The following is a 25,799-nucleotide window of genomic DNA, read 5'->3' as shown; positions in this document are numbered from 1 at the left end:
CGCTTTTCAGCCTGCGGGGGATTTTGGCTGGTATCTGCAACCGTTTTTCTTTAGGCTGTCTGCGCTTATTCTCAGGGCGGGGTGCAATTCCCCACCGGCGGTATCCCGATTGACTCGGGGAGCCCGCGAGCGCCCGACTTGGCTGATTGCCAGGTCGGGGTCAGCAGATCCGGTGAGATGCCGGAGCCGACGGTCATAGTCCGGATGAAAGAGGATAAGACAGACCTTGCCGTTTTGGCCCTTGTGGGCTGGCCGCTGCATGCCCGTCTCTGTCTGCCTTTCCATGCCCTGATTCTGGTCCTTGTCTTGTTTAGGAGTTTTACCATGAATCAGTCTCTACTCAGTGAATTCGGTGATCCCGTTGCCCGTGTCGAAGCGGCGCTGTCTGCCTTGCGTGCCGGATGCGGCGTGCTGGTGGCCGACGATGAAGATCGGGAGAACGAGGGCGACCTCATTTTCGCCGCTGAATCCATGACCAATGAACAGATGGCGCTGATGATCCGCGAGTGCTCCGGCATCGTCTGCCTCTGCCTGCCCGACGAGCGGGTTCGCCAGCTGGAACTGCCAATGATGGTGGAGGCCAACTCCAGTCACTACCAGACCGCCTTTACCGTGACCATCGAAGCGGCGCAGGGGGTCACGACCGGTGTCTCGGCGGCTGATCGCATCACCACCATCCGTGCAGCCATCGCAGACGGCGCCAAACCGGGCGATCTGCACCGCCCGGGTCATGTTTTCCCGCTGCGGGCGCGAACCGGTGGGGTGCTTACCCGCCGGGGTCATACCGAAGCGACGGTCGATCTGATGCAGCTGGCTGGTCTCAAACCGTTTGGTGTGTTGTGTGAATTGACCAAAGAAGATGGCTCGATGGCGCGTCTGCCAGACCTAGTTGCGTTCGGTCGCAAGCACCAGATGCCGGTGCTGACCATCGAGGATCTGGTGCAATATCGTCAATTGTTGTCAGAACGTACAGCCTGAGCCTCATACGAAATTGTAATAAGGCAAAAATTTGGTTAACCTTTGTCCGTGCCCCCACCACACGGCACTCATTTTTTAGACGAATCTGGACAAAAACTGTTCATTCAAAAAAAAATGAGGGTTTTAATGCATTTATCTGTGGTGGGGACTATGCAAAGTAGGATTTTTTTGTGCCATAATCACGCCGCTTGCTAAACGTCTGGCGAGTTCAAGGGAGCTTTAAAAATGAAAAAATTGTTGTTGGTAGGTGTTGTTGGTCTGTCCGCTCTGCTGGGCGGTTGTGCAAACACCAGCGAACTGGAAACTTCCGTTCAGAATCTGTCTAACAAAGTTGACCAACTGGCTCAAGATGTTAGCGCAGTTCGTGCTGATCAGTCCAAAATCGCTGCTGATGTTGCCGAAGCCAAGCAAGAAGCTATGCGTGCTAACCAGCGCATCGACAACATGGCTACTTCCTACAAGAAGTAATCCATGCGAAAAAAATGGCGCAGTTTTGCGCCATTTTTTTTTGCCTGAAATTCACCGTATCTCCACTATTCCCACAGCACCTTATTCCCACAATACCTTCTTCGTACTTGACCCATGAGGTCATGCCGGTCTCCCGGCACTCCCCCATCATTACCAGCCAGTACGATTCCGATCAGTAGAGCAGACTATAGAGTTTGCGACGGTAGCTCTGCGCCGCCGGTGTGCTGCCCATGGTCGCCAGAATATCGAGATAGGTCTTTCTGGCATCGCCGAATGCCAAATCCCGCTTGAGGATCTCCAGCAGCAGTCCCAACGCCTCTTCCTGACGGCCTGCCTGGTTGTATTGCACTGCCAGCTCCTGAGCCAGGGCAAAATCATCAGGCTGTTCTGCATGACGGGCTTCCAGCGCGCGCAGTTCCGGGCTGTCTGCCGCTTGCAGGGCGAGCGCCAGTCGTGAGCTCAGGGTATGGAAGTGACCATCCTGCGCCGCCATCGGGATGGTGCCGAGGCGCTCCTGCGCTTCATCCAGCAGGTTGAGGTCGAGCGCAGCTTGAATGAGCCACAGGCTGATGTCGTGGCGTTCAGGGGCCAGCTGGTGTGCCTTGGTCAGATGGGCATAGGCGATGCTGGGCTGCCCGTCAGCCAGTGCTTGTTGCCCCTTGGCCAGCAACTCTTCCTCTTCTTTGGGGGCGAAGGCGGCGAAATACTGGCGCAGGGTGGCTTCATCCTGCGGTCCTTCGATGATCCCCTGTTCGTCAGGGCGACCCTGATGGAACAGCACCAATGCGGGCAGGGCGCGCAGGCCGAGCTGGCTGGCCAGCGGTTGCAGTTGGGGATCGTTCATATCCACCTTGGCCAGGGTGACCTGCTCATTGGCGGGCCCAACCAGTGATTCGATCAGCGGTGTCATCCCCTGGCACTCCGGCATCTGCGGAGCATGGAAATAGATGACGACCGGCTTCTTCATGGACGCATCGATAAGTTCAGCGTGAAAATTCTGGGGAGTAATGTCGACGATCATGAGTTGGACTCTTCAGAAAGGGTGTTGAGTAACATGGGGTTAAGCGAGTGGCAATTCAAGCGCTCATCCAGCCGGTAAAAGGCCACGGGGGTTGCCGTCGCCGCGAGACTGAGCCAGCCGCTGGCAAAGGGCCAATCCTGTACCTGATAAGGGGTGTCATCGAGTCGGTTGTCGAGTCGCCATCCTTCCTCCGGGAGAAACCGCACCTTCTCCAGTCCCGCCGCTATGCCGCCACCGTGGGCTTTCAGTACCGCCTCCTTGCGTGACCAGAGCCGGTAGAAGGCACTCTCCTGCTCTTGGGCAGGCAGTGCGCAGAGCCACTCATATTCACTCTGTGCATAAAACCGGCGGGCCAGGGGGAGGGGATGATGCCGCCGTTTGCCCAGTTCGATATCCACCCCAAGCGGCCCATGCGGGCAGAGCGCCAACACCAGCCAGCTGCCACTGTGGCTCAGATTGAACTGCCAAGCATCATCATGCAGTCGGGGCTTGCCGTGGGGGGCGTTGCAAAATTGCAGACTGGCGGCGGGTTGTTGCAGCCGCTCGGCCAATAGCTGGCGCAGCAGGGCGCGGCTCACCAGATATTCCTGACGCCGTTCAGGATGGGTCATGGCTTGCCAGATATGCTGCTCATCGGTTGACAGCCATTCAGGCAATTGAGCAAGCAGTTCCTGGCATACCTTGGCCGGTTTTAACAAAAAAAGATCGGTTTCGATCATGATTTTTCACTTTAAAAAGGTGCTGAAGCAGGGATAAAAGCCAGTTATCTATGAGGCCCAAGGCTCTTTTTGCGATTGTATATTGTTTGGGCATGATCACATTAATTATGAAAAATCGTGCATTTCCTTGCAAAAATGTGAGCTTGATAGGGATTTTCACTTGCCTCGATAGAATTCTTGGATATAGTCGGGTGCTGTTGCCTTATAAATTGCCCTTTGGGGCCGTATTTTAACAAGATTTACTATTTAGCGGGGATAAAGGATTGCGCCACCTGATGCTACTGCTGGTCGCGCTCGGAATGGTGGGTTGTGCCTCGGCACCCCAACCCGAGGTCGCGAGTAAGATCGAAGTTTCCATGGTTGAACCTGTCATCGAACCGGAAGCTTCCCAGACACCCGATGTGAATGAAATCCTGACTGTATATAAAGAGTGGCGTGGTGTTCCGTACCGGATGGGTGGCAGCAGCCAGCGCGGTATCGACTGTTCCGCCTTTGCCCGTGAAGTGTTCCGCAATGCCGTCGGTATCGAATTACCCCGCGATACCCGCTCCCAAGTCCATGAAGGGACGCGCGTTTCCAAGCAGGATCTGGTCGAGGGTGACCTGGTCTTCTTCAAAATCAATCGTCGTCTCAACCACGTTGGTATCTATGTCGGCAATGGCGAATTCATCCACGCCTCGACTCGAGCCGGTGTGACGCGCTCCAAGCTGGATAGCCAATACTGGCGCAACAAGTTCTGGCAAGCTCGCCGGATCGATATCTGAGTCAGGCTGGACAAACGGCTCGCAGTACGGACTGTTTTTCCAACCTCACTTGAACCGGGCTCGACAGCCCGGTTTTTTATTGCCGTCGTTTAGACTTTCCCGAGTCAAATCACTATAGTGTGGGCCCGTTTTCTTCGGCAGGCTCAGCATGAAACCCCGCATCCCATCAGCCGGTGGCCCCAAGTCGGGCGACCGCACATCCGGACTCCACTCCCGTAATCGCCATCAGGCGGGTTACGACTTTGAGGCGCTCTGCCTGCGAACTCCCGAGTTGGCTGCCCACGTCTTTATCAATGACTACGGCACCCGCACCATCGATTTTGCCGATCCCGATGCAGTGAAGACCCTCAATCGCGCCCTGCTGGCCCATCACTACGGGATTGCCCACTGGGACTTGCCTGCCGGTTACCTCTGCCCACCCATCCCGGGACGGGTGGACTACCTGCACTGGGCGGCCGACCTGTTGGCCGAGAGCGCAGGCCAGCTCCCTACCGGCAAGGGGGTGAGGGTGCTGGATATCGGGGTGGGGGCAAACTGCATCTATCCGTTGCTGGGTGCCCGCGAATATGGCTGGCGTTTTGTTGGATCGGATATCGATCCGGTCTCGGTCAAGGCGGCCACCCTGCTAGCCAAGAGCAACGGACTCGGCAACCAGATTGAGTGTCGTTTGCAGGGTAACCCCAACCATGTGTTTCGCGGCATCATAGGGCCGAAGGAGCGCTTCGCTCTGACGCTGTGCAATCCGCCGTTCCATGCGTCGCTGGAAGAGGCGAGCAAGGGGACGGAGCGCAAGCTGCGCAATCTGGGCAAGGAGGTGACAGGCGCTCCTGTGCTCAACTTCGGCGGCCAGAAGGCCGAGCTCTGGTGCGAAGGGGGCGAGGCGGCGTTTCTGGCCAACATGATTGCCCAGAGCAAGGAGTTTGCCACTCAGTGCCTCTGGTTCAGCTCGCTGGTGTCGAAAAAAGAGAACCTGCCGGGGGCAAAAAAGGCGTTGAGCCGGGTGGGGGCGCGTCAGGTACGGGTGATCGACATGGCACAGGGCAACAAGGTGAGCCGGATCCTCACCTGGTCCTTTCTGGATGAAGAGGGATTGCGTAGCGGCTGGTCGAGCGCGCGCTGAGTCCCCACCACAAGGCCCGATGAGGGCCTTTTTCCATGATGAGCACCGCGAATTTCCCCTGCTGGCGGCATCTTTGGCAATCGATTTCCTCATTGGCAGATCGTGCTGGTTTGCATGGTGTAAGTAGTTACTTCCGCCTTGGTACAGGTGTACGCCGAGATTTTTTTGCACTTACAGCTGAAACTTTAATAAAATAGGACTGGTTAGACCTCTTTACAGGCATTGAATCAAATAGGGATCGGTAGATGAAAGTTGTCGATTTTCTGAAGCGCAAGCGCGAAATTCTGGCGCAGCACCCCTTTGAGCTCAAGGATTGGCTCTCTCCGGCGATCCGCGACTACTGGCGTGAGTTTCAGCAAAAGGCACATCTTCATCCTTTGCTGGGGCGTGTGCTGGACTTGCAAGCCGAGTCCCAGAGCGAGCAGCAACAGGATGCAGCAACCGTGGCACAAGTAGCCAACGGTCAGCCTGCCGTCGCTCAGGAACCCGCAGTTGAGCTGGCGGCCGAGGCGGCCGAGCTCTATGCCGCCCTGCAAGCCCGCATTGGTGAAGAGACCCATGTCGGCGAGTGGCTGCACGTCAGCCAGCAGATGATAGATCAGTTTGCTGCCGTGACCGGGGATCATCAGTGGATCCACACCGATCCTGAGCGCGCGGCCGCCGAGTCGCCCTTCAAGACCACCATCGCCCACGGCTTCCTGACCCTGGCGCTGCTGCCGCAGTTGACCGGCTCGGTCGATGAGGCCACCCCCGAGTTCCCGACTGCCCGCATGGTGGTGAACTTCGGGCTGGATCAGGTACGTTTCCCGTACCCCATCAAGGTGGACAGCAACATCCGCGCCCGCACCAAGCTGGCCCGGGTCACCCCCATCAAGGGTGGGCTGGAGTTGCTCAAAGAGATCAAGGTTGAGATCGAAGGGATCCGCCGCCCGGGTTGCGTCATCGAGTCGGTGACCCGCATCTACTTCTGAGCTCCCTCATCGGCATGAATGGTGAAACGGGCCCGCTGTCGTGTGCAACGAACAGCGGGCCCGTTTTTTTGCCTGTTTGTTGCAAGGGCTGAGGCGTCAGCCATAGCGCGCCGACCCCAGCTTGATATGACTCACAAAACGGTGCGCCGTGCAGTTAGCCAGCTCTCATTTTGGCGAGTTGGCCGCGTGAGGCGATAGCATGTTATGCCACTATTGGCTTCTTACTCCCGATCCTGGAGACAATAGTGCCCATCAATAACAAGATTATTCTGCCACTGCTGCTGAGCCTCACCATCCTGCTGATCCCGACCCACTGGATCCCGTTGGAGGGGATCACCGTCATCGAGCAGCGGGTCGTGGCCATTTTCGTGCTGGCCGCCCTCTGCTGGATCCTGGAGCCCATCCCTATCTTCGCCACCTCGGTGCTGATCATCGTGCTGGAGCTGCTGCTGCTCTCCGACAAGGGGCTCTGGTTCATGACTGCCGACAAGGCAGAGCCGGGCTTTGGTGAGCTGCTCAAGTCCACCGAGGTGATGGCGACCTTTGCCTCGCCGGTCATCATGCTGTTTCTCGGCGGTTTTTTCCTCGCTATTGCGGCGACCAAATACCATCTGGACGTCAATCTGGCGCGGGTGCTGCTGCGCCCGTTCGGTCAGGATCCCCGGATCGTCATGCTGGGGCTGATGTTGATCACCGCCACCTTCTCCATGTTTATGAGCAATACCGCCACCACCGCCATGATGCTGGCCATCCTTACCCCGGTGCTGGCGGCGTTTCCCGACAAGGACCCGGCCAAAATCGGCTTTGTGCTGGCCATTCCGCTGGCGGCCAACCTCGGCGGGATCGGCACTCCCATCGGTACTCCGCCCAACGCGGTGGCCCTCAAATACCTGACCGGCGAGCATGCCATCTCGTTCGGCCAGTGGATGGGATTTGCGGTGCCCTTTGTGGTGCTGCTGTTGCTGCTCGGCTGGTTCCTGCTGGGGCGTTTCTTCCCGAGCACCCTCAAGCGGATGGATCTCAAGATTGAGGGGCGCTTTATGCAGACCCCTCGCGCCTGGGTGGTCTACCTCACCTTTATCACCACCATAGTGCTCTGGCTACTGGGGGATCTGCATGGCATGAGCTCCTACGTGGTCGCCATGATCCCGGTGGCGGTGTTCCTGACCACCGGCATCATCACCAAGGACGATCTGCACAAGATCTCCCTCGATGTGCTCTGGCTGGTCTCGGGCGGTATTGCGCTGGGGCTGGCGCTGGAGGATTCCGGGTTGGCCGAGCGGCTCATCACCCATATTCCGTTCCACGAGTACTCCACGCTGGCGGTGCTGATCGGCGCCTGTCTGCTGGCAGTGGTGATGGCCAACTTTATGTCCAACACCGCGACCGCCAACCTGTTGTTGCCACTGGTGGCGGCACTGGCGGTCAGCATGCCGGAGCTGGCCGAGTGGGGAGGCAGTCACACCCTGATCCTGGCGGTCACCATTTCGGTTTCGCTTGGGATGTCGCTGCCCATCAGTACCCCGCCCAATGCGCTGGCCCACGCCACCGGTCTGGTGGAGAGTCACCAGATGGTGCGCATCGGCGTCATCATGGGGTTGGTCGGCACCCTGCTGGCGATGGTATGGATCTACCAGATTGCCGCCTGGGGACTGATCTGAGAGTACGACCGGTTTCTCATCTGTGCCTGCTCCATCATCGGAAAAGTGCCATGGCAGGTGATGACCAAAACAGAATGAGGAGCCAACTTGGCTCCTCTTTCTGTTTGCAGTTGACTCAGAAACTGGCGCCCAGATTGAGCAGGTGCCTGAATTCGGTCTCTTTGTACTTTTGCTCGAGACCGACGAAATGCACTTCGCCATCTTCCCACTCCACCTCGCTCGACCAGGAGAGGCGCAGGTGGTCGTTGAAGTAGTAGCGCAGGCCCACGCTGCCGGTCACATCTCGATTCAGAGTGATATAGGGTGAGGGTTGATCCAGATAGAGCAGATAGCGCCCCTGACTGAACAGCTCCAGTTTTTCCCGCCATATCGGGATGGGTTGGCGATAATCCCAGTTCATGCTGGCAAAGGGGTAGTCGATGATCCGGTTGCCTTTGAAGAGCAACCCAATCCCGCTCTCTTCTCTGAAGTAGGCCTTGCGCAGACCCCCTTGCGCCACGAACTCCAGCCGACGGCGCTTCTCGTTCCAGAAGCGGTAACCCGGCCCGGTACCATAGTCGAGGCTGAGGTAGTTGCTTTCCAGCATGTCATATTCGGCATTGAGCGAGCTTCGCACAAACCACTGCTGATCGAAAAAGTAGTCAATGGTCGGGTTCAGTTTGTAGTCGTGGTTATCGGTGACGCTGTCAGACGTTTCGTAGGAGTACTCTCCGGAGAAGCTGTAGCGCCAGTCCAGATTGGCCAACTCGGTCTTGCCCTTGAAGTTGACGTTGTTGGTGTGCTTGTCCTTGTGTTTGAGCTTGATGTTGAGATCGCCACTACCGGTCCAGAGCCAGGCCTTGCGTTCATCCTGCTCATCCTTGAACAGGGTGAATCCACCTTTGGCGGTCGCCTTGGGTTTATCCTGATGCTCTAGTCGCCAGCGCTTGATGGCATCCCGCTTGACGGTAACGGCACCGGTATAGGGCAAAGAGATGCGTACCGACTCTTCGCCAATCTCTTCGATGGTACCGGTCAGACGATCGCCATTGTTCATCCAGAGAATGTCCTTGGCCCACAAGGAATGACAGGCCAACAGGAGTAGGAGGGGAAGGAATTTCATGAGGTAAGGTGACTCCGGTGCGACTCGGGCGCTGGTGACTTAGCCACTGACAAGTTGGCTGCTGATGGGGCGGGGCAGGCCGTTTTTGCTCTCCAGCGCCGCCGTCACCTCATCCTGCATCACGTCAGGTGCGCTGATAAAGCTCTCTATGGCCGGTGATAACATCAGCGGGGCGCCATTTTCAAGCTCCTCTTCGGTGCGAGAGAGCGGGGAGTGTACCTCCAGCCAGCGCCGACCATCCGGTTCGATGGCTACCTTGACCGGTTGATTGATGACCCGCACCGGTGTGCCGATCGGCACAATCTTGAACAGGGCCTCGATATCGTCAGGTCGCAGCCGGATGCAGCCTGCACTTACCCGCAGGCCAACGCCAAAATCCTTGTTGGTGCCGTGGATCAGGTAGTCGCGTTTGCCATAACCAAGGCGCATGGCGAACTTGCCAAGGGGATTCTCCGGGCCGGGGGGCACCACGGCGGGCAGGGTGATCCCTTTTTGCTCCAGCCAGGATTTGCGCACCATGGGGCCGGGCACCCAGGTCGGGTTGGGATTCTTCTCGATGACGGTGGTGGTCATCTCCGGAGTCTCGCGGCCGATATCGCCAATTCCGATGGGCAGCACGATGACCTCGCTCTTCCCTTTGGGAAAGTAGTAGAGACGCAGTTCGGGCAGATTGATGACGATCCCCTCGCGCGGCACATCAGGCAACAGCATCTGGGTGGGCAGCGTCAAGCGGGTTCCCGGCTTGGGTAAATAGGGGTCTACACCCGGATTTGCTTCAAGCAGCGCCAAAAATCCAATTTGCGTATTTTTTCCAACCAGTTCCAGATGTTCATTCTGCTGGATGATGTAATCCTCCAGCTCACCGATGAGGCGACTCCCGGCAGCTGGCAACGGGTAGCGTTTGGCCTCTGCCGGCGCGGCGCAGAGCAGGATGGCTGCCAGCAGCATGGAAAGGGCGGGCGTTAAGGGTAGGGGCTTGAGTTTCGGCAATCGCATAAGAAGATCCATCAGTTCAATCGGGGCGGGACATCATCCACATAGCCGCTAGGATGGCGCGATTGTTCCTCAATCAGCCCATGATTACCAGCTTGCCGCGCACCCACAATGATGTAGGGATACATAGGAAACCTGCAAAAATAGGCATCACCCATAAATTTGAGCGCTAAGTAGGAAAAAGAGACGCCTCATAGCAATGGGGGAATATTACGATATGGATAATGGCCGGGTGTGCGAGCGGGTTAATGTCGGGTGGATGCAGGGTGGCCTGGCAACGCGAACAGTACGCGCCGCATTGTGAGCCTGCTCCCAGATAGCTGATTCAGCCATTTGATATCTAAGAAATTTTTGTTGCATCCTCGGCCCTGCTTGGGTAAAGATCTCTCCCCACGGAGAGATGCCGGAGTGGCCGAACGGGATTGACTCGAAATCAATTGTGGCAGCAATGCCACCCAGGGTTCGAATCCCTGTCTCTCCGCCACATACCAAGCCCAACCTGTTTAGCAGGTTGGGCTTTTTCTTTTGGTGATGTGCTGAGGGACTATCCGGCCGCCTGTGTATCTGTGGTCATCGGCCCGGATGAATGCCGTTGGCTGCTCGTCGTGCCTGCCAGGAGTGCAGGCGCTGCTGCGCTCCGATGACGAAGACAAAAAAGACCGGTACGAAGAATATGGCCAGCATGGTGCCGCTGATCATGCCGCCGAACACGCCGGTGCCGATGGCATGCTGGGTCTCCGCGCTGGCGCCACTGGCGAACATCAAGGGCACTACCCCGAGGGTGAAGGCCAGCGACGTCATCAGAATGGGGCGCAGGCGCAGGCGGGCAGCAGTGACAGCCGCATCAAGCAGTGAGCGCCCTTCGCTGTGCAACTGGCGCGCAAACTCCACGATGAGGATGGCGTTCTTGGCCGACAGACCGATGATGGTGATCATGCCCACCTTGAAGAAGACGTCGTTGGGCATACCGCGCAGCATCACGGCTGCCACGGCGCCGAGCAGGCCCAGCGGCACCACCAGCATCACGGAGAGCGGGATCGACCAGCTTTCATAGAGTGCTGCCAGCACCAGGAAGACCACCAGCGCCGACAACAGCATCAGCAGCGGGGCCTGCTCGGCCGACTGGCGCTCTTGCAACGACTGTCCCGTCCAGGCCAATGCGAAGCCTGGCGGCAATTGCGCCACCAGACGCTCCATCTCCGCCATCGCCGCTCCGCTGGAGATGCCGGGCGCTGCCCCCCCGGCAATACGCACGGCAGGGAAGCCATCGAAGCGCATCATCTGTTGCGGCGATTCGCGCCATTCCGGTGTCACCACCTCCCGCAGGGGGACCATGCCGCCGCTGGCATTGCGTACCCGCAGGCCGAGCACATCATCGAGCTGCATGCGCGCCGACGCGTCGGCCTGCAGAATGACCTGCTGCATGTGCCCGCCGTTGGGGAAGTCGTTGACGTAGAGCGACCCCATTGCGGCCGACAGGGTACTGCTCACGCTGGCGAACGAGAGTCCCATGGCTTCGGCCTTTTGTCGGTTGATCTCGAGGTGAATGCTCTCGCCGGGAGGCAGATTGTCGGGATACACATCACTGACTACCTGGCTTTTGGCGGCCAGTTCCAGCAGTTGGGCCTGAGCGGCCAGCAGCGCGGCGTCCCCCCGGTTGGCTCCGTCTTGCAGGAACAGGGTGAAGCCGGAGGCGGTGCCCAGCTCGTCGATAGCAGGCGGCAGCAGGCTTATTACCGTGCCTTCAGGAATATTTGCCATGGCTGCTTGTGCCAGATCTGCCTCTTCGGCTGCCGTGGCGCCATGACGCTGATCCCAATCTTTGAGCATGGTGAAGGCCATGGCGGCATTGGGGCCAGCGCCGGAGAAGCTGAAGCCCTGCACCACCAGATTGGTGTCTAGCGTCTCGCGAGAGGCGACGTGAGCCTCGAAGGCCTTGACCACCTCAAGAGTACGCTCGCTGGTGGCGCCGGTTGGCAGCTGGATGGAGGTCATGAAGTAACCCTGATCCTCGTCCGGCAGGAAAGAGGAGGGCAGCTGGGCGGCAGCGAGGGCCAGCACTGCGCAGAGGGCGGCAAAGGTTGCCATCATCCGTCCACTGCGCCCGACCAGCCGGGTTACCCGCGCACCGTAGCCTGCCGTGAACCGCTCGAAACCCCGGTTGAAGGCACCGAAGAAGCCGCGCTTCTCATGATGACTCGGACTGACCGGACGCAGCAAGGTGGCGCAGAGCGCAGGCGTCAGGGTCAGGGCGAGGAAGGCCGAAATGAGGATCGACACCGCCATCGACAGGGTGAACTGCTGGTAGATGACCCCCACCGAGCCGCTGCCAAACGCCATGGGGAGGAACACCGCCGTGAGCACCAAGGTGATGCCGATCACCGCTCCGGTGATCTCCTTCATGGCCTGCGAGGTCGCCTCACGGGGCGACAGCCCCCGGGTGGCCATCAGGCGCTCGACATTCTCCACTACTACGATGGCGTCGTCGACTATGATGCCGATGGCCAGCACCATGCCGAACATGGTGAGGGAGTTGATCGAAAAACCGGCCAGCAGCATCACCGCGAAGGTGCCAAGCAGAGCGATGGGGGCGACGATGGCCGGGATCAGGGTGTAGCGCAGGTTCTGCAGGAAGAGAAACATCACCAGAAACACCAGCACCATGGCTTCCAGCAAGGTGTGGATCACCTTTTCGATGGAGACCTTGACGAAGGGGGCCGAGTCAAACGGGATCGAATAGGCCATGCCCGCCGGCAGCGTGGGGGCGAGCTGGGCGAGACGGGTGCGCACCGCATCTGCGGTACGCACGGCGTTGGCGCCGGGGGAGAGCTGGATGGCGGCGCTGGTGGCGGCCACGCCGTTCTCCCGGTTGGAAAAGGCGTAAGATTGCGCCCCCAGCTCGACCCGGGCGACATCACCCAGCACCAGCTTGGCGCCATCGCCACCGGCTCGCAGCACGATGGCGGCGAATGCCTCGGGGGTCGTCAGTTGGCCTTGAACCGTGAGGGGAACCGTCAGGCGCTGCCCCGGCAGGGCGGGTTCATCACCGAGGCGTCCCGGTGCAATTTGGATGTTCTGCTGCTCGATGGCCTGTGCCACCTCGCTGATGGTCAGCCCGTAGGCGGCGAGTTTGGCCGGATCTACCCAGATGCGCATGGCCTGCTCGGCGCCGAACAGCTGCACTCGTCCCACCCCGTCGATGCGGCGCAGCTCCTGCACAATATTGCGTGCCATGTAGTCGTTGAGGGCAACCTCATCGAAGCGGCTATCCGGTGAGGTCATGCCGACCATCATCAGAAAGCCGGATGAGGCGGACTCCACCTGCAGGCCGGTTTGCCGCACCGCTTGTGGCAAGCGAGGTTCGACCGCCTTGATGCGGTTTTGCACGTCCATCTGGGCCAGCTCCGGATCGGTGCCCGGCTTGAAGGTGGCAGTGATCTGCGCGCTGCCCGAGGCGTCCACAGAGGACTCGAAGTAGAGCAGGTTCTTCACTCCCGACAGCTCGCGCTCGATAAGGCTCACCACCGCATCGTTCAGGGTCTGCGGCGTGGCGCCCGGATAGGTGGCATAGAGGGTCACCGACACCGGCGCCACCGAGGGATAGCGGGAGATGGGGAGCTTGGGTATGGCGATGACCCCTGCCAGCACGATGAACAGGGCGATCACCCAGGCAAACACCGGGCGATGGATAAAAAACTGCGGCATGGATAACTCTCCGATTCAGCGAATGCCACCGTCAGCCGGTTGGCTGAAAGCAGGTGGTTGCCAGGGGGAGGCAATGACCTGAATCCCCGGGGTCAGACGGTCGAGCCCTTCGATCACCACCTGTTGCCCGGCACTGAGCCCGGACGCGATGCGGTACTGGCTATTCACCAGTTCAGCGGTGTTGACCGGAACCAGCTGTGCCTGCCCCTGGCCATCCACCACCCACACGCTGGTCTGACCCGATGTGCGAACTACCGCCTGCTGGGGCACGGTCAGGGCGTTGGCATAGCGGGCCCGGGGAATGCGCGCCTGTACGTAGAGGCCGGGCAAGAGCCGCCGCTCCGGGTTGTCCACCAGTACCCGCAGCAGTACGTCACCGGTTCCGGCATCGACCTCTATGCCGGAGAAGAGGATGCGCCCCTGCATTCCCAGCGGTGTGCCATTGCTACCGAGGATCTCCACCGCCAGTTCCGGTGCCGTTGAGCCAGCCTGCTGGCGCAGGGATTCCAGCACCGAGGCCGGTTGGCGCACATCGACGTAGACCTGATCAATCTGCTGGATCCTGGCCATGGGGGTGGCATCGGTGGGCGACACCAGGGCCCCTTCACTCACCAGCGCCTGATCGATGCGTCCGGCGATGGGGGCCTCCACGCTGGCAAATTGCAGGTTCAGTTGGTGCCGGGCCAGAGTCGCCCTGGCCTGGGCCACATCGGCGGCCGCCTGATCCCGTTGGGAGACCGCATCGTCATAGGTCTGGCGGCTGATGGCGTCGGTGCGCAGCAGCGGCTTCAGGCGGTCAATCTGGATGCGGGCGCGGGCCAGCACGGCCTCGGCCCGTTGCAATGCGGCGGCGGCGCTGTCGACATCGGCCTTGAAGGGGGCCGGGTTTATCTGGAACAGCATTGTGCCTGCGCTGATCTCGGCGCCCTGCTCGAACAGGCGGCGCTGTACGATGCCGCTGATCTGGGCGCGAATGTCGGCGCTGCGCAGTGCCGCCACCCGGGCGGGCAGATCCTCGCTGATGACAAGCTCCCGACCAGTCAGAGTCAGCACCGATACCTGAGGAAGGGTGGGGGCCTCCTGCTCTTGCGGCGCGGCATCGCAACCCGCCAACCCGAATGCGGCAATGACGGCGAGCAGGGCGCCCGCATACCGCTGTTTTACAAACATCATCCACTCACCTCGTTAAACCGTCTCTCCGGTGTGATGTGACCGGAAAGTGCATCGAGCGGCCATTATGGCGAGGGGCTATTGCGAATGATTCGAGGCTTTGTGGAGAATCCATGGAGGCGATGATAAAGTTCAACGCCACCTTTTTTCGAGTCCGACTATGTCCCATCTCAATGCTTCCGCCAGCCCGGCGGGCCAGTCACTGGTACTGATTGCAGAGGATGAAGCCGAGATCGCCGACATCCTCGCCGCTTACCTGCAACGTCATGGGTTGCGCTCCCTGCACGCCGCCGATGGCCGTGAAGCGCTGGCCATGCATCAGGCATTCAAACCCGATCTCCTGCTGCTGGATGTGCAGATGCCGCAACTGGATGGCTGGCAGGTGCTCAGCGAGATCCGGGCGCGCGGTGATACGCCGGTGATCATGTTGACCGCCCTCGATCAGGATCTCGACAAGCTGATGGGGCTGCGCATGGGGGCGGATGACTATGTGGTCAAACCCTTCAATCCGGCCGAAGTGGTGGCGCGAGTGCAGGCCGTGCTCAGACGCACCCGGGCCGTAAAGTCAGCCACGGCGAATGTGTTGCGGGTCGGCCAGTTTCAGATCGATCTGGAGAGCCACGAGGCCAGCATTTTCCGCGATGACCAGCAGCAGGTGCTGGAGCTGACCCTGACCGAGTTCAAGTTGCTCGCCTCTTTGATGCGGGCGCCGAAACGGGTGTTCAGTCGCGCCGAACTGCTGACTCACTGCCTGCCGGAGGGGGATACCCAGGAGCGTACGGTGGATAGCCACATCAGCAAGTTGCGCAAAAAACTGGAGACACACGGCATTCAGGGGGTCCCCGCCAGTGTCTGGGGCGTTGGCTATCGCTTCGGGGGCGATGCATGAAATCGGCGCCCGGCCTTCGCAGGCAGATCATCCGCTCTCTGGGCTTGATGACGCTTGGTATCATCTCCCTCGCGGTGATCGGCACCTATGTGTTTTATGGCATCGCCGTGGCGTTTGTGCCGGGCAGCATCTCCGAGACCTGGGTGCCCTCCAGAGTCGAGATGTTATGGATCGGCTCCACCATTCTCATTGCATTGGGGATGGCGCTGTACGTGGCGGTTCGCCTCTCTCGCCGCATCCTGACTCCGCTCAACTCGGTGGCAACCAGTCTGCGCGAGGTGGCCGAGGGCAAACTCGATGCCCGTGTGCCGGAGGATGAGCAGGCGATCGGGGAGACGGCGCAACTGGTGCGCGACTTCAACGCCATGGCCGAGCGGCTGCAGAGCATGACCCGCGAGCGGGAGTTCTGGAATGCCGCCATCGCCCACGAATTGCGCACTCCGGTGACCATTTTGCGCGGCCGTTTGCAGGGGCTGGCCGAAGGGGTATTTCCGCCAGAGCGTGAGCTCTTCGAGGGGTTGTTACGTCAGGTGGAGGGATTGACTCACCTGATCGAGGATTTGCGGGTATTGAGCCTCAACGACAGCGGTCATCTGGAGTTGCAGCGGACCGATGTCAGGCTGGCCGACGAGCTTTCCGTGGTGCTTGAGGCGTTTGCCAACCCTCTGGCGGCGAGCGGATTTGTGTTGCAGCGGGAGCTCGATAGCGAACTTCATGTTTGCTGCGATCTGTTTCGTATCCGTCAGGCTCTGATGGCGCTGTTGGAAAATGCCCAGAAGCACGCGCTGCCGGGCCTGCTGACCGTGCGGCTGCATCGCTTGGAGAGTGTATGCGTCCTGAGTGTGGAAGATGAGGGACCTGGCATTAGCGAGGAGGTCGCCGCCTGTATCTTCGATGCGTTTCGTCGCGGAGATCCGTCACGCTCGCGCAAGAGCGGCGGCAGCGGACTTGGACTCGCCGTGGTCAAGGCGATTGCAGAGGCCCACGGCGGCAGCGCGGTGTGCCAATCTACCGGACGGGGAGGGAGCCGATTCGTGCTCTCCTGGTCCATCTCGGCCATGTCCGGTTGCCCTGAAACCTAGCCTGCGGGCGGCGGGTTATGGTGAAGCTATACAGCTGCCCGCACAGGGGGGCGACAAGCGACCGTCATAGGGTTTTCACCGCTTGTGCCGGGTGAGCAGGAGGGGTTTGGACATGGCTCATTTGGCGCGAAATCATGGTTTTTTGCCGCTAAAAATTGAAACCGTTTTCAGAAATCCTTTTCAACTGTGATCCGCTTCAAAGCTTTTTCGGGCGCCAACCTCTAGCATTGGCTCCACGAATTAGGGGCTAGCGCTCCCGATTTTCCCGCTGTGGGAGGTAACCGGATGATCCGGCTATTTCCTTCGTTACTTTCGACGGTCATCATGGGTGGCCGTTTTTTTTTGAGTTATTTCACGGTAAAGGGTCGAGCCGCTGGCGCTTTACCGTTAAAATTCCGCTTTTGCACTTGCCCGTGAGTCTTGATGTCTGCGTCCACCCTCTCTTCGGATAGTTATGCCCTGCTCGCCACCCTGCAATTGCAGCGCGTTGCCAGTACCCGTTTGCTGCAAGAACAACTGGCGATAGGCCATGCCCTGATCGATAAACTGACCCGATTGCAGGATGCGGGGCTGGTCAGATTGCGCGGGGAGCAGCAGTGGAGCCTGACCGCCGAGGGGACGCTGGCGCTGATCCTGGGGGTGCGTGCCGGCCTCTGCCCGGCGCCGGACTGGAGCCGGGTGCCCTCATTGACCGGGCAGGATCTTACCCATGCGGTGGTGCGCGAGCTCTGTCGCGGCAAAGCGGGGGAGATCCCGACCTATTTCTCGGCCAGCGATCTGCTCACCCTGCTCGATACCCCGGACGCTCACCAGTTGCTGGCGGGCTCCAGCCCCGCCTGGCAGCAAATGTTGCTGGAGCACTTCTCGCTGCAACTCTTGCTCGATGCCCCCTATGAAGAGCGCTGGCCGCTGGCCAATGCGCTGGTGCGCGGTGCCCCCGAGGTGCAGGTCAGGGCCAAAGCGTTCGAGGCGGAGTGGCGCTGGCTCTGCGGGGATGGTGAGTGCACATCGCCAACCGGCGAGGACAAGGATGCCGCCCCCGGCTGGCCGGCCCTGCAGGCGCTGGCCCAGCAGAGCCAGAGCGGCCCGCTTGGCGAGCGACTGCTCACCGCGCTGGGCCAGTGGCAGGCAACCGATGAGGGTGAGGCGGGCCAGTGGCCCCGTTCGTTCAGCGCCCTGCTCTGGCTTGGCTGGTTGCAGCAGGCCGATCCCGTCATCGCCAGCGAACAGCGCAAGAAGTGGCAGCGCAGTCTGACTGGCCAGTTCCCCCTGCTTGCCGACTTGCTCAGCCAGTGGGCGGGCGATCGCCACGGTCAGGCGGTCGGCCTGTTCGATACCCTGCAACTGCCGGTGGAGGAGCTCCACTGGGGCTATCTCTGGCTCGATCTCTGTGCGCTGGCCCGTCACGGTGCCCAGAGCCCGCAGGTGGCCATGTTGCACAAGTGGGATCTCTCCCATCTGCTCGATGCCGAACCCCATCATCGCCTGATGGCCTTTTGTCAGGATCTGCTGCGCATCTTGTTGGGCGAGGGGGCCAAAGGGGCACCCCTGTGCCAACTGCGCGGTAGTGAGGAGAGTGCGCAAGAGGGCAGTGACGAGCAGGATGATGACGGGGACGAGGACAAAACCGCGGCCTCTGCCAGCTGGCTCAACTGGTTGCAGGGGCTGGGACGCTCCAGTGGCGTACGCAAGCCGCAAGAGCGGTTGGTGTGGCTGCTCCATGCCGACGGCCCCGAGCTGGAGTGCAAGATCCAGAAGCTGAGTACCAAGGAGGAGTGGACCGCCGGTCGCCGGGTCGATCCGGCCCTGCTCTCTACCCAGTATGCCGCCATGCTCGATGAGCACGACTGGGCACTGGTTCGCACCCTGCCACGGGTGATGGGACGACTGCCGCGGGATGTCTGGGCGCCGCTGGCCGATCACCCCCGCTTGTTCAACGCCAAGGGGCAAAAGCTGCAACTGGCCATCAGCGCCCCCCTGCTGCAGGTGGTGGCCACCGAACAGGGGATGAGCGCGCAGCTCTGCCCCGATGCGGCCGCCCGCGGGGCCCATATCATGCCGCTGGCGCAGGATCTGTGGCAGCTGATCCTCACCCCGCAGCCGCTGCTCGACCGCTTGCCTGCGCTCGAATCCATCCCGCTGCTGCCCGCCGAGGGGCTGGCTGAGTTGCAACGCACCCTGGACGCCATACCCGAGCTGCCCTGGCACAGTCAGGTTGCGGGGCTTAGCGGCAATGCCGAATTGGCTCCCTGGCCGGGCATTCCTTCGGTGCAACTGGATTGGCAGGATGGCCAGCTGTCGGTCAAGCTGGTCACTCGCTTTGAGGATCTGCCACCCCAGCCCCTTGGCAAGGGGGAGGCGATCGTGCGACAGGGGATCAAGGCGTACCACTACTGGCAACGGGATCTCGGGGCCGAGAAGCTGCAGGCCCAGTTGCTGCGCAATCAATTGCCCATCGGCCTGCCCGGCAGCGAGTGGCTGCTACAGGGGGAACAGGCGCTGGCGCTGGTCAATGCCCTGCCCGAGCTGGTGGATGCCGGTGTGGTCATTCACTGGCATCAGGACAGCGCTCGCCTCAAGAGCCTTGATGAAGCGGCTCTGAGTCTGCGCATCGAGCGGCGGCAGGACTGGTTCCAGGTCGAAGGGGCACTGGCGCTTGATGAGCACCAGATCCTCGACCTGCGCCTTATTTTGCGCCAGATGACACCGGGGCAGCGCACCGTTCAGCTCGATGAGAAGACCAGCCTGATGCTGAGCGACAAGCTGGTGGAACGGCTCACCATGCTGGGGGCCATGCTCGATGAAGAGCAGCGCATCAACAACAAACTGGCCTATCCGCTCACTCGCCTGCTCTCGGTCATTACCACCGAAGGGGATGCGGCGTGGCAATCCCTGCAGCAGGAGTGGCAGCAGGAGGTCGATTGCCCGGACGAGCTGCTTACCTCCCTGCGGGACTATCAGAAAGAGGGGGTGCGCTGGATGGCGACCCTGGCCCATCACGGTTTTGGTGCCTGTCTGGCCGATGACATGGGTCTGGGCAAGACACTGCAGGCGCTTATCGTGCTGCGGATGCGCCAGCACCTTGGCCCTGCGCTGGTGGTGGTGCCCAAGTCAGTGGTCACCAACTGGCAGGAGGAGGTGGCCCGTTTCGCCCCCGAGCTGGATGTGGTGGTGTTCGAGAACCCGGCCGAGCGGGAGGGGATGATTCGCGAGGCCAAGGCCGGTCAGGTGATCCTCATCAACTACGGCATGCTCGGCAGCTTGGCGGAGGCGCTCAAGTCCCGCCGCTGGTCTTCCATGGTGCTTGATGAGGCCCAGCAGATCAAAAACGCCGGCACCCAGCGCGCCAAGCTGCTGTTCCAGCTCGACGGCGATTTTCGCCTCGCCCTCTCCGGCACCCCCATCGAAAACCATCTGGGGGAGCTGTGGAGTCTCTTCACCTTTATCAACCCGGGGCTGCTCGGCAGCCTTGGCGAGTTCAAGCGTCGCTTTGGCAAAGCGGTCAAGGATCCCCAGCACATGGCGCTGCTGCGGGCGGTGATCAGCCCCTTCATCCTGCGCCGTCTCAAGCAGCAGGTGCTGACCGAGCTGCCGGACAAGACCGAGATCATCCACCACATCAGCCTCTCCCCCGAAGAGCGCCAGCTCTACGAGGCGACCCGGCGGGAAGTGGTGCAGCAGGTGCAAAGCGCCGATGGCCGCGCTCTGATGCATGTGCTGAGCGGCCTGACCCGACTGCGCCGCCTCTGCTGTTCGCCGGAGCTGGTGATGCCAGAATGGTCGCAAACCAGCAGCAAGTTGGACGAGGCGATGGCCCTGCTGGAAGAGGCGATCGACGGCGGTCATCGGGTGCTGGTGTTCAGCCAGTTTGTCGATCTGCTGAGTCTGTTGCGGGCCCGCATCGAGCAGAAATCCTGGGATTACTGCTATCTGGATGGCGGCTGCTCCGCCAAGTCCCGTCAGGACTCCATCCTGCGTTTTCGTCATGAGGAGGTGCCGCTGTTCCTCATCAGCCTCAAGGCGGGGGGGACCGGCCTCAACCTCACCCAGGCCGATACCGTGCTGCACCTCGATCCCTGGTGGAACCCGGCGGTGGAAGATCAGGCGAGCGATCGGGCTCACCGGATGGGCCAGACCCAGCCGGTGACCGTGTACCGGCTGGTGTGCGAGCAGACGGTGGAGGAGAAGATTGTCGCCCTGCACGACGAGAAGCGGGCGCTGGCCGATGGCCTGCTGAGCGGCCAGTCCGAGGTGCGCGGGCTGGATGTGGAGAGCCTGCGGGCCCTGCTGATGGGCTGATTGGCGACGCCGCCTTTCATACCGCCTATCGATACAGAAAAGGGGAGAACATCCAGAGATGTTCTCCCCTTTCTTATTTGGGGTGCTGATGCGGGATACTTCGTTTATCGCGGCAAGGCGGCCCAGCTATTCCTGATCCAGTCACCCCTGATAGAGATAGAGGTGCAGCCGCTCGATGATGGGCTCACCGCCAATCTTGCGATCTCGCCGCGCCTCCCGACTCTTGGGGGGATAGTTGCCCAGATTGGTGACCGCGGGGGGGGTATCGGAGCAGAGCAGCAGAGGCAGGCTCGCCTTGATCTGCTGCTTGCGCGGGGTGCGCTCCAGCCAGAGTAGGTTGATCATCGGGTGGGTCTTGACCGGGCGGCGGATCCGCAGCTCGGCATCGGCGGGCAGACGGCGAATGTCGTAGACCTCCTGATCCACCATCTTGCTCCACTCCTCGTTGTTGGAGAGGGCCGGTATATAGCGGCGGCTGCGCTCCAGCATCTCCAGCACCTGCTCGCGGCTGAGACGATTGATGGTCTGCTTGTCAGCCCAGGTAAAGCCGAGGGATTGCAGCTCTCCCGTCAGCAGGGTCAGCTTGCGGTAGACCTGCAGGGTGATCACGCCGGGCAGGGCAGTATGTACCAGCTCGAACTTCTCGTCCCGTCCCCCCGCCTGCTGCACCAGCGCCTTGAAATCGAGTTTGTGCTGGTTGATTTGGTCGATCAGCGGTTGCAGCAAGGGAGCTGCGGCGGCAGGAAAGCGCAACCAGCCGGGCAGCCGATGAGTTGCCTTGGTGGAGCAGCCGGGGCGGGCGCTGTGGTCCCGATAGGCGGCGAGGGTGGCCGCCAGCGCGGCTTCACCGTTGAGATAGCCCACCTCAATTTGCTCGATCGGGTCGTGCTCTTCCCCCTGTGCAACCGGGGGGAGGGGATAGACATGGGCCTCCTGCAGATCGAGTTGGCCAAGCAGATCGGCCAGCTGGTTGAGAGAGGCTTCAATGGCGGCCATCTGTTGACGCAGGGCGGCGGTCGGGGTAAAGGTATCCATCGATGATCCTGTGGTTTCATCCGCCGCTGACGGCATAAACGATGGCGTCAGGGCAGGGGAATAAACTACTGTATAAATAACCATACCAGTATGCCGGTTGCTCGCCAAGAGGGGCGTTTTCGGGTCTTCATCAAGGGAGTGGCGAGGGAGGAAAGGTAAGTTTTTTTATGTTTCATGGTGTTAATTTAAGATCACAACGAGATCACTGAATTAACAATTGAATGTAATGACGGGGTTGCCACCAATGGCGCATCCATTGGCGAGTGCATAGGCAATACGGTAAATTGCATATGTAAGGTGGTGCCATGCAGCACAATATGCTGCGGGCCGTTGATGGTCGAATAGTGACTTAATTATTCTTTATAAATCAAAGTATTAAAATTGTATCAGTCAGCTTTTTACTATTAGTTTTCCTAATGTAACGTATCAAAATTCGTCAATTGAGTCGGCCCTGCTCCCTGACTAAGCTTTGCGCATCAAATAAAGCCCAGTGCGTAAACAAATATTCAGAGGAGCCACATCATGGCCAACATGACTTATACCGAAACCGGTTACCAGCATTCCAGCCAACTGAATCTGGCTGCTCGCGTAAAAATGACCGTTCTGACTTGGCTGGAGCGCAGCCGCAGCCGTCGCCAGCTCTCCGAGCTGCCCGAGTACCTGCTCAAAGACATCGGCCTGAACGAAGCTGACCGTTATCAAGAGACCACCAAGCCGTTCTGGCGTGGTTGATCTGCCGGGCATGGATGCCTTGTTTTTCTGCTGAGTCGTTTGCTGTTCTGCCCCTGTGGGGACCAGTCGCCAGGTCTGCCATTGTCTGTTTTATATCCCCCGTTTTCCCCCTGTTATTTGTTGGTCCTTTTTCCTCTCCTGTTTATTCCACATCGCTACTGTCATTGCTGTCATCGTTCGATTGTTATCACACTTGTATCGTTAATGTTTGAATTTGTTTAAAAAACGATTTTAAGCCGCGATGCCTTGCGTATAATCCGGCCATAGTGTTCCAGCGCAAGAGGGTGAGACGGATGATTCCCCAGCACGATTTTTTGGCCTTGACCCGCAGCCATGAGTGGCAGCTTGAGCCCTTTGAATTTGCCCTGCCCGATGGTGCGCGGGTCAGCGTCTGGGATACGGGCGTGCTCTGTCTGGAGCCTGCCAGCGGCGCGGGCGACCAGCCGGGAGGACGCAAGGATATCGTCCTCTCCTGCGGCATCCACGGCAACGAAACTGCCCCCATCGAGATCTGCAACCAGCTGCTGAGCCGTCTGCTCTCTGGCGAGCTGAGCGCCCGCCATCGGGTGCTGTTCCTGTTTGGCAATCCGGCGGCGATGAATCTGGGGCTGCGGGAGGTGGAGGAGAACATGAACCGGCTATTCTCCGGAGCCCACAGCAAGGGAGAGGGGCTCTGCAATCGGGAGCGGATCCGCGCCATGCGCCTCGAGCAGTATGTGAGCCGCTTCTTTGCCGATCCGGCTCGTCCCCGCTACCACTACGATCTGCACACCGCCATTCGCGGCTCGCGCCACGAGAAGTTTGCCGTCTACCCCTTTCCCCATGAGCGGCCCCACTGCCGCGAGCAGGTGCAGTTCCTCGGTGCCTGCGGGGTGCGCACCATACTGCTCTCCGCCAGCCCGACCACGACCTTCAGCTACTACAGCTCCCGCCAGCATGGCGCCCATGCCTTCACGGTGGAGCTGGGCAAGGTGCGGCCATTTGGCGAGAACGATATGACCCGCTTTATCGAAACCCGCCAAGCGCTGCAGGAGCTGGTCACTCAGGATGAGGTGGCGCTGGAGCCGTGGCGGGCGGATGATTTCACCCTGTTTGCCATCGATCGGGTGATCACCAAAAAATCGGAGCAGTTTCGCTTTCTATTCGCCAGCGATGTGGACAACTTCACCGAATTCCCCCAAGGATTCGTGCTGGCCGAGGATGGTGAGCTGCGTTACACAGTCGAGAAGCCGCGTGAGGCGGTGGTCTTCCCCAATGCCAATGTGGCGATTGGTCAGCGCACCGTGCTGATGGTGGTGCCGACAAGGCTCTGGGAATAGCGGTGATAGTTTTGCCTGCAGAGCGGTGATGCATCCGCAGGCGGCGCCAAGCCATTGTTTTAGTCGGTGGCTCAGACACAGCAGCGGTTAGCCGCAGTAATAAAAAACGGGGCCAGTCAGATGACTGGCCCCGTTTTTTATCGGGTTCAAGCGGTGAGGCTTAGCTGTTGTTCTTCACAAACAGGGTCAGCTCCTGGCCGGGCTTGAGGTAATCCCCTTTATCCAGCTGGTTCCAGCGCATCACATCATTGATGGCCACCTGGAAGCGAGCCGCGATGGAGGAGATGGAGTCGCCACGGCGAACCTGATACACCATCGATTTGTCGCTCTTCTTCCCTTGCTTGGGATAGACCACCAGCTTCATGCCTGGTTTGAGCGCCGACTTGGCATTCAGACCATTCCACCTGGCGAGCTCTTCGTGGGAGACGCCGTGTGCCTGGCTGATGCTCCACAGGTTGTCACCCGAGCGCACCTTGTAACTGACTTTGGCCTTCTGGCTGCTGCCACGGCTTGCCAGCTGTTGCGGTTTGCTGGCGGAGCTGGCCTTGTTGCTGACCTGACCGTGGGTCGGGATCACCAGTTGCTGACCGCGACGCAGGTTGTTGCTGCGCAGATTGTTGGCCAGCTTCAGCTCGTTCACGCTGACGCCATGATTCTGGGCGATGCGCGACAGGGTATCGCCACTGGTGACCTGATAGGAGCGGGTACGAATACGCTCGCTCTTGGGCAGATCGGCCAGTGCCAGCTCCAAGGTATCGGCATACTCTACCGGTACCAGCAGGCGGTAAGGGCCACGGGGCGACATCACGCCACGGCTCAGGGCCGGATTGACCTCCTTGAGCTGTGACGTGCGCAGACCGGCCAGTTGGGCGGCCACATTCAGATCGATCTGGCTGCCGGTCTCCACCACTCGCAGCTTCGGCTCGTTGGCGAGCACCGGCAACTGGATATTGTACTTGTCCGCATTGCTGATCATGTCAGCCATGGCGAGGATCTTGGGCACATACATCCGGGTTTCGCGCGGCAGATCGAGCGACCAGTAGTCGGTCGGCTTGCCCGCGCGCTGGTTACGCTGGATGGCGTTGCGCACCCGTCCTTCACCGGCATTGTAGGCGGCCAGCGTTTGCAGCCAGTCACCGTCAAAGAAGCGGTTCAGGTACTCCAGATAGTCGAGCGCCGCATTGGTGGAGGCCAGCACATCGCGCCGTCCGTCATACCAGTTGTCGTGGCGCAGACCGAAGTTTCTGCCTGTCGCCGGCACAAACTGCCACAGACCGACGGCATTGCTGCGGGATCGGGCATGGGGATCAAACATGCTCTCGATCATCGGGACAGTAATAAGCTCCATTGGCAGCTCACGCCGTTCAATCTCCTCTACCATCAGATAGAGGTAGGGTTCAGCCCGGCTGGCAATGGTCGCCAGATGCTTATCATTGCGCAACAGCCACTCACGTTGCTGGCGGATGCGCGGGTTGTCCGGAGTTTCCAGTTGCATATCATCGCTGATACGCACCCACAGATTGTCCGTATCTTCCATTTCGTCCAGCTGTTCATCGCCAAACAGGAAATGGGAAGAGTGTTTTTTATGCGCTTTTTTCTTGACCTGGGGGGACTTGATCGGCTCGATTGCCGTTAGCGCCCGGTCATCCTGATGGCTCAGGTTTTGGCAGCCGCTGAGCAACAGCGCTGCCAATAAGGCCGTTCGTACCTTCATCTCGTTCCGGTCATTTTTAGGAAAAACAGCTCGCATCATAAGGGGCAATGGCCCCCT

The 25,799-nt window shown here is 60.0% G+C and carries 19 protein-coding genes, 1 tRNA gene and 1 riboswitch; of the genes, 12 read left to right on the top strand and 8 right to left on the bottom strand.

Features of this window, described 5'->3' with window-relative positions:
• The first annotated feature begins 63 nt into the window (after nucleotides 1-63).
• Nucleotides 64-220: riboswitch (FMN riboswitch) on the top strand.
• A gap of 104 nt (nucleotides 221-324) precedes the next feature.
• Together ribB and AB5Y71_RS13815 are read left to right on the top strand one after the other, a co-directional pair.
• Nucleotides 325-978 carry a 3,4-dihydroxy-2-butanone-4-phosphate synthase gene (gene ribB, locus AB5Y71_RS13820; protein WP_064339774.1) on the top strand — a complete coding sequence of 218 codons (654 nt, stop codon included), beginning with the start codon at nucleotides 325-327 and terminating at the stop codon, nucleotides 976-978.
• A 225-nt stretch (nucleotides 979-1,203) separates the two neighbouring features.
• A complete protein-coding gene (locus AB5Y71_RS13815) occupies nucleotides 1,204-1,446 on the top strand; it encodes an Lpp/OprI family alanine-zipper lipoprotein (RefSeq protein ID WP_005334342.1) in 243 nt (80 codons plus the stop codon).
• A gap of 172 nt (nucleotides 1,447-1,618) precedes the next feature.
• Here AB5Y71_RS13815 and AB5Y71_RS13810 read toward each other — a convergent pair whose 3' ends face one another.
• Both AB5Y71_RS13810 and AB5Y71_RS13805 read right to left on the bottom strand, forming a co-directional pair.
• Nucleotides 1,619-2,467: a tetratricopeptide repeat protein gene (locus AB5Y71_RS13810; RefSeq protein WP_368171816.1), complete on the bottom strand. Its 849-nt coding sequence runs from the start codon at nucleotides 2,465-2,467 to the stop codon at nucleotides 1,619-1,621.
• Nucleotides 2,464-3,186 (bottom strand): 4'-phosphopantetheinyl transferase superfamily protein, encoded by a 723-nt coding sequence (locus tag AB5Y71_RS13805; RefSeq protein ID WP_368171815.1) that lies wholly within the window; start codon nucleotides 3,184-3,186, stop codon nucleotides 2,464-2,466. Before AB5Y71_RS13805 ends, AB5Y71_RS13810 begins: the two co-directional genes overlap by 4 nt.
• A 275-nt stretch (nucleotides 3,187-3,461) precedes the next feature.
• Between AB5Y71_RS13805 and AB5Y71_RS13800 the strand changes: the two genes are divergently transcribed.
• From AB5Y71_RS13800 to AB5Y71_RS13785, 4 genes are all read left to right on the top strand, one after another.
• On the top strand, nucleotides 3,462-3,950 hold the full coding sequence (locus AB5Y71_RS13800; RefSeq protein ID WP_005334331.1) for a C40 family peptidase: 489 nt from the start codon (nucleotides 3,462-3,464) through the stop codon (nucleotides 3,948-3,950).
• 148 nt (nucleotides 3,951-4,098) lie between these two features.
• Nucleotides 4,099-5,070: a 23S rRNA (adenine(1618)-N(6))-methyltransferase RlmF gene (gene rlmF / locus AB5Y71_RS13795; protein ID WP_257696107.1), complete on the top strand. Its 972-nt coding sequence runs from the start codon at nucleotides 4,099-4,101 to the stop codon at nucleotides 5,068-5,070.
• Nucleotides 5,071-5,315: 245 nt separating this feature from the next.
• Nucleotides 5,316-6,041 (top strand): MaoC family dehydratase, encoded by a 726-nt coding sequence (locus tag AB5Y71_RS13790; protein ID WP_076495094.1) that lies wholly within the window; start codon nucleotides 5,316-5,318, stop codon nucleotides 6,039-6,041.
• Between the two features lie 245 nt (nucleotides 6,042-6,286).
• On the top strand, nucleotides 6,287-7,702 hold the full coding sequence (locus AB5Y71_RS13785; RefSeq protein WP_005334328.1) for a DASS family sodium-coupled anion symporter: 1,416 nt from the start codon (nucleotides 6,287-6,289) through the stop codon (nucleotides 7,700-7,702).
• Nucleotides 7,703-7,817: 115 nt separating this feature from the next.
• Here AB5Y71_RS13785 and AB5Y71_RS13780 read toward each other — a convergent pair whose 3' ends face one another.
• Nucleotides 7,818-8,804 carry a DUF481 domain-containing protein gene (locus tag AB5Y71_RS13780; RefSeq protein ID WP_368171814.1) on the bottom strand — a complete coding sequence of 329 codons (987 nt, stop codon included), beginning with the start codon at nucleotides 8,802-8,804 and terminating at the stop codon, nucleotides 7,818-7,820.
• 39 nt (nucleotides 8,805-8,843) lie between these two features.
• A complete protein-coding gene (locus AB5Y71_RS13775; protein WP_216949325.1) occupies nucleotides 8,844-9,752 on the bottom strand; it encodes a L,D-transpeptidase family protein in 909 nt (302 codons plus the stop codon).
• Nucleotides 9,753-10,191: 439 nt separating this feature from the next.
• On the opposite strand from AB5Y71_RS13775, the gene AB5Y71_RS13770 reads away from it, so the two are divergent.
• Nucleotides 10,192-10,281 (top strand) — tRNA-Ser (locus tag AB5Y71_RS13770).
• A gap of 86 nt (nucleotides 10,282-10,367) precedes the next feature.
• On the opposite strand, the gene AB5Y71_RS13765 is transcribed toward AB5Y71_RS13770, so the two are convergent.
• Together AB5Y71_RS13765 and AB5Y71_RS13760 are read right to left on the bottom strand one after the other, a co-directional pair.
• Complete coding sequence (locus AB5Y71_RS13765; protein ID WP_368171813.1) at nucleotides 10,368-13,502, bottom strand: multidrug efflux RND transporter permease subunit; 3,135 nt, start codon at nucleotides 13,500-13,502, stop codon at nucleotides 10,368-10,370.
• Nucleotides 13,503-13,517: 15 nt separating this feature from the next.
• Nucleotides 13,518-14,675, bottom strand: coding sequence for an efflux RND transporter periplasmic adaptor subunit (locus tag AB5Y71_RS13760; RefSeq protein ID WP_368171812.1), 1,158 nt, complete (start codon nucleotides 14,673-14,675; stop codon nucleotides 13,518-13,520).
• 157 nt (nucleotides 14,676-14,832) lie between these two features.
• Between AB5Y71_RS13760 and AB5Y71_RS13755 the strand changes: the two genes are divergently transcribed.
• From AB5Y71_RS13755 to AB5Y71_RS13745, 3 genes are all read left to right on the top strand, one after another.
• Nucleotides 14,833-15,561 carry a response regulator gene (locus AB5Y71_RS13755; protein ID WP_106842632.1) on the top strand — a complete coding sequence of 243 codons (729 nt, stop codon included), beginning with the start codon at nucleotides 14,833-14,835 and terminating at the stop codon, nucleotides 15,559-15,561.
• Nucleotides 15,558-16,643, top strand: a complete 1,086-nt coding sequence (locus AB5Y71_RS13750) for an ATP-binding protein (RefSeq protein ID WP_368171811.1) — start codon at nucleotides 15,558-15,560, stop codon at nucleotides 16,641-16,643. Before AB5Y71_RS13755 ends, AB5Y71_RS13750 begins: the two co-directional genes overlap by 4 nt.
• Before the next feature lie 423 nt (nucleotides 16,644-17,066).
• Nucleotides 17,067-20,942, top strand: coding sequence for an SNF2-related protein (locus AB5Y71_RS13745; protein WP_368171810.1), 3,876 nt, complete (start codon nucleotides 17,067-17,069; stop codon nucleotides 20,940-20,942).
• Between the two features lie 141 nt (nucleotides 20,943-21,083).
• Here AB5Y71_RS13745 and AB5Y71_RS13740 read toward each other — a convergent pair whose 3' ends face one another.
• On the bottom strand, nucleotides 21,084-21,977 hold the full coding sequence (locus tag AB5Y71_RS13740; protein WP_368171809.1) for a DNA replication terminus site-binding protein: 894 nt from the start codon (nucleotides 21,975-21,977) through the stop codon (nucleotides 21,084-21,086).
• 522 nt (nucleotides 21,978-22,499) lie between these two features.
• Here AB5Y71_RS13740 and AB5Y71_RS13735 point away from each other — a divergent pair.
• Both AB5Y71_RS13735 and astE read left to right on the top strand, forming a co-directional pair.
• A complete protein-coding gene (locus AB5Y71_RS13735) occupies nucleotides 22,500-22,709 on the top strand; it encodes a DUF1127 domain-containing protein (protein ID WP_042083987.1) in 210 nt (69 codons plus the stop codon).
• 293 nt (nucleotides 22,710-23,002) lie between these two features.
• Entirely contained in the window at nucleotides 23,003-24,028 is a 1,026-nt protein-coding gene (gene astE / locus AB5Y71_RS13730; protein ID WP_069556542.1) for a succinylglutamate desuccinylase, read from the top strand.
• Between the two features lie 160 nt (nucleotides 24,029-24,188).
• On the opposite strand, the gene AB5Y71_RS13725 is transcribed toward astE, so the two are convergent.
• Nucleotides 24,189-25,742 (bottom strand): LysM peptidoglycan-binding domain-containing protein, encoded by a 1,554-nt coding sequence (locus AB5Y71_RS13725; protein WP_368171808.1) that lies wholly within the window; start codon nucleotides 25,740-25,742, stop codon nucleotides 24,189-24,191.
• Between the last annotated feature and the right edge of the window lie 57 nt (nucleotides 25,743-25,799).

Source organism: Aeromonas sp. R9-2 (genome assembly GCF_040908025.1).
GTDB lineage: Bacteria > Pseudomonadota > Gammaproteobacteria > Enterobacterales > Aeromonadaceae > Aeromonas > Aeromonas veronii.
This window is presented reverse-complemented; position numbering and strand designations above follow the sequence as displayed.